Annotated in this window: 11 protein-coding genes; 9 read left to right on the top strand and 2 right to left on the bottom strand. The window is 70.7% G+C overall.

The features are described from left to right. The first annotated feature begins 597 nt into the window (after nucleotides 1-597). From ACIREI_RS44750 to ilvD, 3 genes are all read left to right on the top strand, one after another. Nucleotides 598-1,422, top strand: a complete 825-nt coding sequence (locus ACIREI_RS44750; protein WP_403346046.1) for a sugar phosphate isomerase/epimerase family protein — start codon at nucleotides 598-600, stop codon at nucleotides 1,420-1,422. Next, complete coding sequence (locus ACIREI_RS44755) at nucleotides 1,419-2,060, top strand: TetR family transcriptional regulator (RefSeq protein ID WP_403346048.1); 642 nt, start codon at nucleotides 1,419-1,421, stop codon at nucleotides 2,058-2,060. Before ACIREI_RS44750 ends, ACIREI_RS44755 begins: the two co-directional genes overlap by 4 nt. 136 nt (nucleotides 2,061-2,196) lie before the next feature. After that, entirely contained in the window at nucleotides 2,197-4,050 is a 1,854-nt protein-coding gene (ilvD, locus tag ACIREI_RS44760; RefSeq protein ID WP_403346050.1) for a dihydroxy-acid dehydratase, read from the top strand. 100 nt (nucleotides 4,051-4,150) lie between these two features. On the opposite strand, the gene ACIREI_RS44765 is transcribed toward ilvD, so the two are convergent. Next, the gene (locus tag ACIREI_RS44765) at nucleotides 4,151-6,370 is read right to left on the bottom strand and encodes a serine/threonine-protein kinase (protein WP_403346051.1); all 2,220 of its coding nucleotides are present in this window, start codon (nucleotides 6,368-6,370) and stop codon (nucleotides 4,151-4,153) included. 332 nt (nucleotides 6,371-6,702) lie between these two features. Between ACIREI_RS44765 and ACIREI_RS44770 the strand changes: the two genes are divergently transcribed. The 6 genes from ACIREI_RS44770 to proC all read left to right on the top strand — a co-directional run bounded on the left by ACIREI_RS44770 (nucleotide 6,703) and on the right by proC (nucleotide 11,585). Next, the gene (locus ACIREI_RS44770; RefSeq protein WP_403346071.1) at nucleotides 6,703-7,005 is read left to right on the top strand and encodes a peptidase; all 303 of its coding nucleotides are present in this window, start codon (nucleotides 6,703-6,705) and stop codon (nucleotides 7,003-7,005) included. 148 nt (nucleotides 7,006-7,153) lie between these two features. Beyond that, nucleotides 7,154-7,657 carry an EamA/RhaT family transporter gene (locus tag ACIREI_RS44775; protein ID WP_403346053.1) on the top strand — a complete coding sequence of 168 codons (504 nt, stop codon included), beginning with the start codon at nucleotides 7,154-7,156 and terminating at the stop codon, nucleotides 7,655-7,657. A 274-nt stretch (nucleotides 7,658-7,931) separates the two neighbouring features. After that, on the top strand, nucleotides 7,932-8,702 hold the full coding sequence (locus tag ACIREI_RS44780) for a class I SAM-dependent methyltransferase (RefSeq protein WP_403346055.1): 771 nt from the start codon (nucleotides 7,932-7,934) through the stop codon (nucleotides 8,700-8,702). A 352-nt stretch (nucleotides 8,703-9,054) separates the two neighbouring features. Continuing rightward, nucleotides 9,055-9,855 carry an ABC transporter ATP-binding protein gene (locus ACIREI_RS44785; RefSeq protein ID WP_403346057.1) on the top strand — a complete coding sequence of 267 codons (801 nt, stop codon included), beginning with the start codon at nucleotides 9,055-9,057 and terminating at the stop codon, nucleotides 9,853-9,855. Beyond that, nucleotides 9,852-10,640, top strand: a complete 789-nt coding sequence (locus ACIREI_RS44790; protein ID WP_403346059.1) for an ABC transporter permease — start codon at nucleotides 9,852-9,854, stop codon at nucleotides 10,638-10,640. The genes ACIREI_RS44785 and ACIREI_RS44790 overlap by 4 nt, the downstream gene beginning before the upstream one ends. A gap of 132 nt (nucleotides 10,641-10,772) precedes the next feature. After that, a complete protein-coding gene (gene proC, locus ACIREI_RS44795; protein ID WP_403346061.1) occupies nucleotides 10,773-11,585 on the top strand; it encodes a pyrroline-5-carboxylate reductase in 813 nt (270 codons plus the stop codon). Nucleotides 11,586-11,625: 40 nt separating this feature from the next. On the opposite strand, the gene trpS is transcribed toward proC, so the two are convergent. Then, complete coding sequence (gene trpS / locus ACIREI_RS44800; RefSeq protein WP_403346063.1) at nucleotides 11,626-12,663, bottom strand: tryptophan--tRNA ligase; 1,038 nt, start codon at nucleotides 12,661-12,663, stop codon at nucleotides 11,626-11,628. Nucleotides 12,664-13,191: the final 528 nt, after the last annotated feature.

Raw genomic sequence — 13,191 nt, forward strand, 5'->3', positions numbered from 1 at the left:
GGGTGTCCGTCCTCGGTCCGGTGGTGGGCCTTGGGCTGGAGGTGCCGTTTGTTGACACCGGACTCTGCGGGCGGACACCCCCCGGCCCGTCCCCTTCCCGCCGTACGCGACCGCGGGCCCGTGGGGCAACGCGTTCGACGTGCGGGGGCGACGCCGCCCACAACCGCATCCCGGCGCCGGCCCGTGCATCTCAGCCCGTCCGGTGTTTGAGGGCGGGCTTGCGCCGTCCCTAGCCCCCACCCGCCCGTAGGGGCTGTGACTCCCGACGGTCACTCTCGACGCTGGTCCAGGCACTTCAGCCCGTCCGGCGTTTGGGGACGAGGCCCGTTCAGGGCCGAAGCGGGGGTCCAGGGGGCGGCAGCCCTCTGGCGGGGTTGAAGGGGCGGAGCCCCTGGGGATGGGACGGGTAGGGGCGGCGGGGGCGAGGAAGTCGGCGCCCCCGGCAGTCGCGTGAACCCCGCCACACCCCCGCCCGCGCCCCCTCGCTTCAGCCCTCGGCATATGCCCAGTTCGCACCCCTGGCCGATCGCGGACCGTCGTGGCGGGCGCGTAGCCATCGGTTCCCCGGCGTTCGTTGCCGCCCCGTACTCTGTCCCCGTGGCAGAACCAGTGGTGCGCATCCCGGATGCGAAGGTCGCCCTCTCGACGGCCTCCGTCTACCCGGAGTCGACGGCGACGGCCTTCGAGATCGCCGCGCGCCTCGGGTACGACGGCGTCGAGGTCATGGTGTGGACCGACCCGGTCAGCCAGGACATGGAGGCGCTGCGAAGGCTCAGCGACTACCACCAGATCCCGATCCTCGCCGTACACGCCCCCTGTCTGCTGATCACCCAGCGCGTGTGGTCGACCGACCCCTGGACCAAGCTCCAGCGCGCCCAGGCGGCCGCCGAGAAGCTGGGGGCGTCCACGGTCGTCGTGCACCCGCCGTTCCGCTGGCAGCGCCAGTACGCCCGTGACTTCGTCGACGGCATCTGGCGGATGGCGAACGAGACGGATGTGCGGTTCGCCGTCGAGAACATGTACCCCTGGCGCTACCGCGACCGCGAGATGCTCGCGTACGCCCCCGACTGGGATGTGACGAAGGACGACTACCGGCACTTCACGATCGATCTCAGCCACACCGCCACGGCCCGGAGCGACGCGCTCCAGATGGTCGATCGCATGGGGGACCGGCTGGGGCACGTGCATCTCGCGGACGGCCGGGGGTCGGCCAAGGACGAGCACCTCGTCCCGGGCCGCGGCAACCAGCCCTGCGCCGAGGTGCTGGAACGTCTCGCCCTGACCGGCTTCGACGGCCACGTCGTCATCGAGGTCAACACCCGCCGAGCGATGTCCAGCGCCGAACGCGAGGCCGATCTCGCCGAGGCCCTCGCCTTCACCCGGCTGCACCTGGCCTCGGCGGTGAAGGTGCCCCGGCCGTGACCGACACCACCTCGGGGCGGGACGGGGTGAGCTCCCGACGCCGGGGCCGGCCCCCTCGTACGGAATCCGCCGACACCCGCGACCGCATCCTGAACGCGGCCCGCGAGGAGTTCTCCGAGCGGGGGTACGAGAAGACGTCGGTGCGCGGTATCGCCAAGGCGGCGGGGGTGGACTCGGCCCTGGTGCACCACTACTTCGGCACCAAGGAGCAGGTCTTCGAGGCGGCGGTGGAGGTTGCCTTCGCGCCCGCCCTGAAGGTGCGGGACGCGGTGCTGGAAGGGCCTTTGGACGGTGTCGGGGAGCGCATGACCCGCACCATCTTCGGGCTCTGGGAGAACCCCGTGACCCGCAAGCCGCTGCTCGCGATCGTCCGGTCGGCGGTCAACAACGAGGCCGCGGCCGCCGTGTTCCGGCGGCTCGTCTCCGCCCAGCTGCTGCGCCGCATCGCCGGGGAGATCGACGCCCCGGACGCGGAACTGCGTGCCGAGCTGGCGGCCGCGCAGCTGGTGGGCATCGCGATGATGCGGTACGTCATCAAGATCGAGCCGATCGCGTCGGCGGACCCGGAGCAGCTCATCGCGCGCGTGGCGCCGGTGGTGCAGGGGCATCTCACGGGGCGGTACGCCGCCGACGAGTGAGCCGACCGCCTGCCTTACGAGACATCTGTCCCGTATTCCGGACACCTCGTCCCGGTCCCTGGATGACCGGCGTACGCTCGTTAGCAGTCAGAAGTCTCTGATCGCAGTCTCTGCAGCCCCGAAGGAGCGAGCGACGATGCCCGAGCTGAGGTCCCGCACAGTCACCCACGGTCGCAACATGGCGGGCGCCCGCGCCCTTATGCGCGCCTCCGGTGTACCCGGTGCGGACATCGGCCGGAAGCCGATCATCGCGGTGGCGAACTCCTTCACCGAGTTCGTGCCCGGCCACACCCACCTCCAGCCCGTCGGCCGGATCGTCAGCGAGGCGATCACGGAGGCCGGCGGCATCCCGCGCGAGTTCAACACCATCGCCGTCGATGACGGGATCGCGATGGGGCATGGGGGCATGCTCTACTCCCTGCCGTCCCGGGATCTGATCGCGGACAGCGTGGAGTACATGGTGGAGGCGCACTGTGCCGACGCCCTGATCTGCATCTCCAACTGCGACAAGATCACCCCGGGCATGCTGAACGCGGCCCTGCGGCTCAACATCCCGACCGTCTTCGTCTCCGGCGGTCCGATGGAGTCCGGCCGCGCCACGCTGGTCGACGGCACGGTCCGTACGCTCGACCTGGTCGACGCGATCTCCGACGCCGTGAACGACAAGATCTCGGACGAGGACATCCTCCGTATCGAGGAGAACGCCTGCCCGACCTGCGGCTCCTGCTCCGGCATGTTCACCGCCAACTCGATGAACTGCCTGACCGAGGCCATCGGCCTCTCCCTGCCCGGCAACGGCTCGGTCCTGGCCACGCACACGGCCCGTAAACAGCTGTACGTCGCGGCCGCGCAGACCGTCATGGACATCACCCGCCGCTACTACGAGCAGGACGACGAGACGGTCCTGCCGCGCAACGTCGCCACCTTCGCGGCCTTCGAGAACGCCATGGCCCTCGACATCGCGATGGGCGGCTCCACCAACACGATCCTGCACCTGCTGGCCGCCGCCCAGGAAGCAGAGGTTCCGTTCGGACTGGAGCAGATCGACGCGGTCAGCCGCCGGGTCCCGTGCCTGGCGAAGGTCGCGCCGAACGTCGCCAAGGACCGCACGTACTACATGGAGGACGTGCACCGCGCCGGCGGCATCCCGGCCCTGCTGGGCGAGCTGCACCGCGCCGGGCTGCTGAACGAGGACGTGCACGCCGTGCACAGCCCGTCTCTCTCGGACTGGCTGAAGACCTGGGACGTGCGGGGCGGATCGCCCTCTCCTGAGGCGGTCGAGCTGTGGCATGCGGCTCCGGGGTGTGTCCGGTCCGCCGAGGCCTTCTCGCAGTCCGAGCGCTGGGAGGCGCTGGACGAGGACGCCGAGGGCGGCTGCATCCGCAGCGCCGAGCACGCGTACTCCAAGGACGGCGGCCTCGCGGTCCTCAAGGGCAACCTCGCCGTGGACGGGTGCGTCGTGAAGACGGCCGGTGTCGACGAGTCCATCTGGACCTTCGAGGGGCCCGCGGTCGTCTGCGAGTCGCAGGAAGAGGCCGTCGAGAAGATCCTCAACAAGCAGGTGACGGATGGTGATGTCGTCGTCATCCGGTACGAGGGCCCCAAGGGCGGCCCCGGCATGCAGGAGATGCTCTACCCGACCTCCTTCCTCAAGGGCCGCGGCCTCGGCAAGACCTGCGCCCTGATCACCGACGGCCGTTTCTCCGGCGGTACGTCCGGCCTGTCGATCGGCCACGCCTCCCCGGAGGCCGCGTCCGGCGGCACGATCGCCCTCGTCGAGGACGGCGACCGTATCCGCATCGACATCCCGAATCGCTCGATCGAGTTGCTCGTCGACGATGCGGAACTCGCCCGCCGTGAGCAGGCGTTGAACGGGGCGTACGCACCGAAGAACCGCGAGCGGAAGGTGTCGGCGGCGCTGCGGGCCTACGCCGCGATGGCGACCAGCGCCGACAAGGGCGCGGTGCGGGACGTCACGAAGCTGGGCTGAGAACGTCGTATCGCGAGGCCGCCTCCTGCTGGTGCGGGGGCGGCCTTTCGCGTCGCCTCGTCATGTCGCGCTTTCGCGTCGCCGTGTCACATGTACGGCGTCACCAGGCAGCGGGGTCGCTGCCATCGACGGCGAAGACGGTGCCGTCGGGGGCGCTCGCGTAGACGCGGCCGTCGGCGAGCACCGGCTCGGGCAGGTCGGCCGCCACCCGGTCCGAGTTCGTGCCGAGCCGGGGCGGCGTCTGGCCCAGGAGGCGGCCGTTGCGGGCATCCACGGCGAGCAGGCGGCCGTCGGGCGCCGTGATGTACACATGCCGCCCGTCGGCGACGGGCGACGAGGTGCGCAGCAGGGACGTCTCCAGGTTCCACAGCTGTCTGCGCGCCGTCATGTCGACGGCGACCAGCGAACCGTCGCCGCCCACGAGGTAGACGACGTCCCCGTGCACGGTGCCGTGCGCCTGCAGGAGCGGCAGGGGCAGAGCCACACGCCGCGAGGTCCTGTCGGCGGGGGAGTAGCGGACCACGGTCCTCGTGTCGCTGTAGATCCCCTCCACGGAGACGAAGAAGGCCGACCCGCCCGACGTACCGACGAGCTGCAGCGCCCCCTTCAACCGGGCGTCCCAGCGCACGTCACCCGTGGCCGGGTCCACCGCGGTGACCCGCGTACTCGAATCGTCGTCGGCGGTGGTCGTCGTGTACGCCAGCGAATCTCCGGCGAAGGAGACGAAGTACGGCGCCGAGTGACCCGGGAGGGCCCGGTTCCACTTCGTGTCGCCCGAGGCTCCGTCCACGCCGGTGACCGTGCCGTCGGCGCCGGTGAGCAGCAGCATGCCGCCGACGGTCGCAGGCCCGCTGTACGCGGGCATGTTCTGCTGCCAACGCGCCTTGCCCGTAGTGGGATCGAGTGCCTCCAGTCGGCGGCCCTGCCCGGACGACGGATGCACGAGACCGCCCGCCACGGCCGGCGGTCCGTCCACGTGCGACGCGTCGACGGGGTGCCGCCACAACAGCCGGCCGTCCAGCGAGTCGAGCGCGAAGACGAGCCCGGTCTGGGCGCACAGCACCTTCCCGGCACCGTACGAACACTGGGGCGTGCCCTTCTTGGGCGCCGGCGTCGCCGCCCACCCGCCGAATGCGGCCGACGCGGTCCCCGCGCTCTCGCGCACGGGAGTCGGGTCGCCGCCGAGAAGCCGCACGGAGGCCAGCGCGACAACTGCGGCGAGTCCGACGGCCCCGGCCCCCAGCGCCAGCAGCCTGCCCCGGCGCCTTCCCATGGGCGACTTCCCGGGCCGCTTCTCCTCACTACGCGGCCCTCGCGGGGCCTCCGCCGCTGCCTCCGGTTCCCTCTCGGGCTCCTGGCCGGGCCCCTGATCCGACTCCGGATCCGACTCCCGATCGGGCTCCGGAAGGGGCCCCGGGGCGGCCCCTGGCTTGAGCGGCGCCCCGCCGACCCCGCCCCGCTGCGCCGGAATGAACGCCTGCGTGTCGTACGACGCCGCCACGGACCGCAGTTCCCGCATCAACTCGTCGGGCGTGGGCCGGTCCTCGGGCTCCTTGGCCAGACAGCGCACCACGAGCGGAGCGAGATTCTCCGGTACGCCGGTCAGGTCCGGCTCGTCATGGACGACCTGGTAGGCGACGACATACGGGCTGTCGGAGTCGAACGGCCCCCGCCCCGTCGCCGCGTGCACCAACACGGAGCCGAGCGCGAAGATGTCGGCGGCCGGCCCGACCTCCCGCGGCCGCCGGAACTGCTCGGGCGCCATGAACGGCGGCGTACCGATCAACTTCCCCGTCTCGGTGCGCAGTTCGCTGTCCTTTGGCCGAGAGATGCCGAAGTCGATGACCTTCGGCCCGTCATCGGCGAGCAGCACGTTGCTCGGCTTCAGGTCTCGGTGCACGACGCCGACCCGGTGGATGTCGCGCAGCGCCTCCGCCAGCCCGGCCATCAGCCGCCGCAATTGACCGGGGGCCATCGGCCCGTTCCGCTTCACCTGGGCGGCGAGCGTCGGGCCGGGGATGAACAGCGTGGCCATCCAGGGCCGTTCGGCCTCCGGATCGGCGTCGACCACGGGCGCGGTGAAGGCACCGCTCACCCTGCGCGCCGCGCCCACCTCCTGCCGGAACCGCCCCCTGAACTCGGGATCCCTGGCGAACTCGGCGTGTACGACCTTCACCGCGAGCTGCATGCCCGAGGTGCTCCGCGCCAGATGCACGACGCCCATGCCCCCGGCCCCCAGGCGCGACTCCAGACGGTAGTGACCGGCGTACTCCGGAAGTTCCGCTTCCGCGCCCGCTCCGGCGTCCTGCTGTGGCGCCATGGGACCACCCCCGTGCTGTTCGTCCGCGCGCGCGACGCTCGGAGCCTAGTCGATGACTCGTACGAGACAGAGGCGGCTTGCTAGCCTCCGTGTTCCAAACACGCACATGTGTGCGTGGCGTGATTTAGGGGAATCAACGGGGCCCCATGGCTGTCATGGGGATCAACGGGGGAGGTTTTCGCATGTCTGCAGGCCGCGCTGAAGAGGTCAGAAGAGCCGAGGAGATCGACGGCAGAGTGGAAGAGGCCGTCACGGCGATGGCCGCCACGCCCACACTGACCACGGCCACACCGGCTACTACCACGGCGGACACGATCACGCCGGACACGACCATGGCGGCTGCGGCCACCGCGGTTACGGCCACCGCGGTTACGACCACGGCGGTGCGCTACTACCCGGTCGCACCCGGCGTCCGCCTGAACGTCCGCCGGGGCCCCGGCACCAACTACGCCCTCGTCCGCGTGCTCCCCGAGGGCGCCAGGATCCCGATCTACTGCCAGACGCCGGGCACCACGGTGACGGGCCCTTACGGCACGTCGAACATCTGGGACAACATCGACGACGGCGAGTACGTCTCGGACGCCTACGTGAACACCGGCAGCGACGGCTACGTCCGCCCGCGCTGCTCCTTCTGAGCCGGTCCTGAGCCGACCCTGATCCGACGAGTGACCGACCTGTGATCGGATCTCCGATCCGCTCTCCGGCCGGGTTCACCGGAACCGGCAGGGAGCTCGTTCGGAACCCGTTCGGAGCCCGCGGCCACGCCGGAGCCATAATCGACGCGTGAGCGAGAAGAACGGCACCCCGGCCATCCCCGCGGGCTCCACGGGCCCCCGCCCCGAGCCCCTGCGCTTCTTCGGCACGACCTGGGTCGACCACGACAACGGCTACACCGCCCGCCGCATCGCGGTCACCGTCGGCTCCCTCGCCACCGCGGTCGCCTCCTGCCTGGTCCTGCGCTTCGCCTACCAAGGGCTCCAGATCGCCGACGTCGGCAATTTCGTCGCCGTCGTGATGGTCGTGATGTTCGCGGTGTGCAGCGCCCTCGCCTTCCGCCATACCTGGGACGCCTTCACCAAGCGCCCCGACCCCGACCGCCAGGCCTCCCTCCGCGGCCTGCTGGCCATCGGCTTCGTCGGCTCTCTCCTCGCCTACTTCTTCCGCTCCCTCACCGAGGCCCCCGGCGAGAAACTCCACCGTCAGGAATACGAGGCAGTCCGCAAACAACACGAGACCCGCGCGACTCGCCGCACAGGCAACCCGGCAAAGAAGCGCCGCCGCCCATAGCCGGAGAGACACCGACGACGGCGCCCCACGCCTTGCTACGAGTCCGGCGAGGCACGCCGCCCAACCTCCCCCGAGCCCGAAGCACGTGCCCCGACCGGTCGGCGCTCTCCCCAACCCCGCCGCCCACGCCTCAACGCACAGAAGAAGCCACCCCCTCGGTATGGACGGGAGCCGCCCACCCCTCCGAGGCTGCACACTCTGCGCGCAAACCCATCTCTCCGTACCTCTCCGCAAACTCGGTGCACACCGCACCATCCACCGCCACCATGGCCGTATGACGGTCCCTTCCCACGCCGACCGAGCCCGTTCCTTCGACGCCGCCGCAGTCCAGTACGCCGCGAACCGCCCCTCCTACCCACCTGCCCTCTTCGACGCGATCGAGGAACTCGTCGGCCGTCCCCTCACCGGCGCGCGCGTCGTCGACGTGGGCGCCGGCACCGGCATCGCCACCGCACTCCTCCGCGCGCGCGGCGCTGACGTCCTGGCCGTGGAACCCGGCGACGGCATGGCAGCCCAGTTCCGCCGCACCAACCCCGACATACCGATCGTCCGCGGCAACGGCAACGCACTCCCCGTCGCCACCGCCTCCGCCGACTTCCTCACCTACGCCCAGGCCTGGCACTGGACCGACCCCGCCCACTCGGTCCCGGAGGCCCTCCGCGTACTGCGCCCGGGCGGCGCGCTGGCGCTGTGGTGGAACACCACGCCCCTCGACATCCCGTGGCACGTGGCGCAGGCGGACCGTATCGAGCGGCGCTTCGGCGCCCACCCCGTCGTCGAGCAGAACGGCAGCGGCGCCCGAGCCGCCCTGACCGCCCCCACCGGCAGCCTCGCCTTCACCGCCCGCAAGGTCCGCTGGAGCCGCCGCGTCCCGATCGACACACACCTGGCGAACATCGGCAGCCACTCGATCTTCCTGGTCCACGGCACGGAGGCGAGCGCGGCCTTCCTCGCCGAGGAAAGGCACCTCCTCCTCACCGCCTTCCCGGACGGAATCATCGAAGAGACCTACGACGTGGACCTCCTCGTAGCCACCACCCCCTGACGCCCCGCGCCCGCCCACGACGCCCCACCGCCGTCGGCCCCCTTCCTCACGCCCGCCCTCCCCACACCGCTCCGGACACCCAGCACAGCGCCGAGCCGAGGAGGGCGGGCGAACGGCCGACCAGGGCCGAGTCCGCAGCACGCGCCGCAGCACGCGCCTTGCGTGCACACCCTCAACGCGCGGGACGCGATCCCCCCAGGCGTAACCGGCCCGCCACCTGGGGGCACCCGAACCCCGCCTCAGCCCATCGCCCGCGGCGCACCGCTCGCACCCACCGTCGCGTCGACCGCTCCGCGCGCCCGCCCTCCTCGCCGCCTTGACGCCGCAGCCCCACCGGAGGATTATTCATCACATGATGAATTACCCTTCCGCTCGTTCCGAACCCCCCGACACCCCCGCCATCCGAGCCGAGACCCTGAACGTCATCCGCGGTACCCGCCAAGTGCTCCGCGACCTCGACTTCACCGTCCCGCACGGCCAGATCACCGGCCTGCTCGGCCCGTCCGGCTGCGGCAAGTCGACCCTCATGCGAGCGATCGTCGGCACCCAGGCCAAGGCCACCGGCACCCTCGACGTCCTCGGCCGCCCCGCCGGCCACCCCACCCTGCGCACCCGCATCGGCTACGTCACCCAAGCTCCCTCCGTCTACGACGACCTGACGATCCGCCAGAACCTCGCCTACTTCGCCGCGATCCTCGACCCCGGCCACGCCGCCGCCGACCGGCGCCACGAGAACGTCACACGCGCCATCGCCGACGTCGACCTCACCAGCCACGCGGACGCCCTGGCCGGCAACCTCTCCGGCGGCCAGCGCAGCCGCGTCTCGCTCGCGGTCGCCCTCCTCGGCGCGCCGGAACTCCTCGTCCTGGACGAACCGACCGTCGGCCTCGACCCGGTCCTGCGCCGCGACCTCTGGAACCTCTTCCACGACATCGCCGCCTCCCGCGGCGCCACCCTCCTCATCTCCTCCCACGTCATGGACGAGGCCGAGCGCTGCCACCGCCTCCTGCTCATGCGCGAGGGCCGGCTCCTCGCCGACGACACCCCGGACGCCCTCCGCGCCCGTACACGCTCCGAGACAGTCGAGGCGGCCTTCCTGCACCTGGTCGACGAGGCAACCGCGGCCGCCCACGCGAAGGAGACGACCCGATGACCACGACGAGCCCGACGACAACGCTCCGGCCCGCCCCCACCGGCCCCCTGAACCTCGCCCGCACGACCGCCACAGCCGCCCGGGTCCTGCGCCAGCTCCGCCACGACCCGCGCACCATCGCGCTGATGCTCCTCGTCCCCTGCGTGATGCTGTTCCTGCTGCGCTACGTCTTCGACGGCAGCCCGCACACCTTCGACAACATCGGCGCCTCCCTCCTCGGGATCTTCCCGCTGATCACGATGTTCCTGGTCACCTCCATCGCCACCCTGCGCGAACGCACCTCGGGCACCCTCGAACGCCTCCTCGCCATGCCCCTGGGCAAGGGAGACCTGATCGCCGGCTACGCCCTCGCCTTCGGCACCCTCGCGATCATCCAGTCCGCCCTGGCGACCGGACTCGCCCTCTGGTTCCTCGGCCTGGACGTCACCGGCAGCCCCTGGCTGCTCCTGCTCGTGGCCCTGCTCGACGCGCTGCTCGGCACCGCGCTCGGTCTCTTCGTCTCGGCCTTCGCGGCCTCCGAATTCCAGGCCGTCCAGTTCATGCCGGCCGTGATCTTCCCCCAACTCCTCCTCTGCGGCCTCTTCACACCCCGCGACAACATGCACCCCGCCCTCGAGGCCATCTCCAACGTCCTCCCCATGTCCTACGCGGTCGACGGCATGAACGAGGTCCTCAAGCACACCGACATGACCGCCGACTTCGTACGTGATGCCTTGATCGTGGCGGGCTGCGCCCTACTGGTACTGGGCCTGGGCGCGGCGACTCTGCGACGCAGGACGGCATGACCGCCCCGGCGGCCGAGCAGTACGCGCGGGCCCGCCGCCCACCCGTCCCGCCCACCGGACACGCCACGTCCAAAGCCGCCCTCGGTGCGAGGATGAACCCGGACGACGCAACCCCCGGAGGGCACCCCAGCCATGACCCAGAAAGTCGCAGTCCTCGGCACCGGCAAGATCGGCGAAGCCCTGCTCAGCGGAATGATCCGCGGCGGCTGGGCCCCGGCCGACCTCCTGGTGACGGCCCGCCGCGCGGAACGAGCCGAAGAACTCCGCACCCGCTACGGAGTCACCCCGGTCACCAACGCGGAAGCCGCCAAGACCGCCGACACCCTGATCCTCACGGTCAAGCCGCAGGACATGGGCACCCTCCTCGACGAACTCGCCCCGCACGTCCCCGCCGACCGCCTGGTCATCAGCGGAGCCGCCGGCATCCCCACCTCCTTCTTCGAGTCCCGTCTCGCCGCCGGCACCCCGGTCGTCCGCGTCATGACGAACACCCCCGCTCTTGTCGACGAGGCCATGTCCGTCATCTCCGCCGGCACCCACGCCAGCGAAGCCGACCTCGTCCACGCCGAGGAGATCTTCGGTGCCGTAGGCAAGACGCTGCGCGTCCCCGAGGGCCAGCAGGACGCCTGCACCGCACTCTCCGGCTCCGGCCCGGCGTACTTCTTCTATCTGGTCGAAGCCATGACCGACGCGGGCATCCTCCTCGGCCTGCCCCGAGACAAGGCCCACGACCTGATCGTCCAGTCCGCGATCGGCGCCGCGACGATGCTCCGCGACAGCGGCGAGCACCCCGTCAAGCTCCGCGAGAACGTGACGTCCCCCGCCGGCACCACCATCAACGCCATCCGCGAACTCGAGAACCACGGCGTACGAGCCGCCCTCATCGCCGCCCTCGAAGCAGCCCGCGACCGCAGCCGCCAACTGGCCTCCGGCAACAACAGCTGACGCCCGGGCCGCCCCTGCTTGGGGGCGGCCCAGCACGCCCCTAAGCAGTCACCCCGATATCCGCAGCGGCAACCGCAGCCGCAGCCGCGGGCAGCAACCCGATCGCCCGATACGCGGCATCCACGGTCGGTCGGGCCATCGCCCGAGCTCGCTCCGCACCATCCCGCAGCACCCCCTCCACATAGCCGGGATCCGCGCACAGCTCCCTGTGCCTCTCCTGCACGGGCCTGAGAGCCTCGACCACGGCCTCCGCGGTGGCTGACTTCAAAGCGCCGTACGACTCATATACACCGCTCAGCTCCGATGGGTTCCCACCCGTGCACACCGCCAGAATCTCCAGCAGATTCGCCACCCCCGGCTGCGCGGTCCGGTCGTACACGATCTCCCGCCCGCTGTCGGTCACGGCCCGCATGACCTTCTTGCGCACCACATCCGGCTCATCGAGCAGGTAGATGATCCCCGGCCCGGAGTCGTCGCTCTTGCCCATCTTCGACGTCGGATCCTGCAGATTCATCACCCGGGCCGCGACCTGCGGAGGCGTCGCCCGAGGCACCACGAACGTGTGCCCGTACCGCTGGTTGAACCGCACCGCGAGATCCCGCGCGAGCTCCACATGCTGCGTCTGATCGTCCCCGACCGGCACCTCATCGGTCCCGTACGCCAGAATGTCCGCCGCCATCAGCACCGGATACGTCAGCAGGGACAGCCGCACACTCCCACCCCGCGCCCGCTCCCTCGCGGCCTTCTCCTTGTACTGGATCATCCGCTGCATCTCGCCGTCGGTGGCCACGCACTCCAACACATACGACAGCCGCGCGTGCTCATCCACATGGCTCTGTACGAACACGGTGCACAGCTCCGGATCCAGCCCCGCCGCCAGCAGCAACGTCGCTGCCTGCCGACTCAGCCTGCGCACCCGCGCCGGATCGTGGTCCACGGTCAGCGCGTGCAGATCGACGATGCAGAAGAGCGCTTCAGCCTCGTGCTGATCGACGGCAGCCCACCGCCGCATGGCTCCCAGGTAGTTCCCCAGCGTCAGATGCCCCGTCGGCTTGACCCCACTGAAGACCCGAGTCATCTCTTCTCCCTCTCCTGGTCGAGGCCGCCGTCCCGGCGGCCGACCCTCTGGAGCTCCGGAGGGAGATACGAGAACGGCCGCCGAGGCGGCGGCCGTTGAGTGCATACGTGAGTACGGCCGCCGTCAGGCGGCCCACCACAGTTGGGTGTACGTACGCGTCGTCATGCGTCCCAGACTACGCCCGCGGGGTGCCGCTTGGAGCGAAGTTGACACGCCCCGAGCCGATCCGTAGTGTTCTCCGAGCTGTCCGACGTGAGCGCCGACTCCGGTCGGTCCCCGGACAGCCACTCCGCAAGTACCAACCATCACTCGACGACAGTCGATCTGTCTGCCGTCGTTTCTTTGGCGTGCGTATTTACGGAATGAGGAATCCGCGCTCGGAAGAACGCAGCCCCGATTAGCTCGGGAGTCAGGAATCCGCTAAAGTCTCACTCGTCGGAACGGCCCAACAGCCGCGAAGACAAGCCCCGCTGACCGGGAATCAGGCCCGAAAGGATCTGATAGAGTCAGAACCGCCGGAAAGGGAAA

The organism is Streptomyces sp. NPDC093591 (genome assembly GCF_044764885.1).
Classification (GTDB): Bacteria; Actinomycetota; Actinomycetes; order Streptomycetales; family Streptomycetaceae; genus Streptomyces.

What these genes read in the sequence shown, in the direction of transcription:
- ACIREI_RS44790 (WP_403346059.1), top strand. Translation starts at nt 9,852, where the DNA reads ATGACCACGACGAGCCCGACGACAACGCTCCGGCCCGCCCCCACCGGC.
- ACIREI_RS44770 (WP_403346071.1), top strand. Translation starts at nt 6,703, where the DNA reads ATGGCGGCTGCGGCCACCGCGGTTACGGCCACCGCGGTTACGACCACG.
- ACIREI_RS44765 (WP_403346051.1), bottom strand. Translation starts at nt 6,370, where the DNA reads ATGGCGCCACAGCAGGACGCCGGAGCGGGCGCGGAAGCGGAACTTCCG.
- ACIREI_RS44780 (WP_403346055.1), top strand. Translation starts at nt 7,932, where the DNA reads ATGACGGTCCCTTCCCACGCCGACCGAGCCCGTTCCTTCGACGCCGCC.
- proC (WP_403346061.1), top strand. Translation starts at nt 10,773, where the DNA reads ATGACCCAGAAAGTCGCAGTCCTCGGCACCGGCAAGATCGGCGAAGCC.
- trpS (WP_403346063.1), bottom strand. Translation starts at nt 12,663, where the DNA reads ATGACTCGGGTCTTCAGTGGGGTCAAGCCGACGGGGCATCTGACGCTG.
- ACIREI_RS44785 (WP_403346057.1), top strand. Translation starts at nt 9,055, where the DNA reads ATGATGAATTACCCTTCCGCTCGTTCCGAACCCCCCGACACCCCCGCC.
- ilvD (WP_403346050.1), top strand. Translation starts at nt 2,197, where the DNA reads ATGCCCGAGCTGAGGTCCCGCACAGTCACCCACGGTCGCAACATGGCG.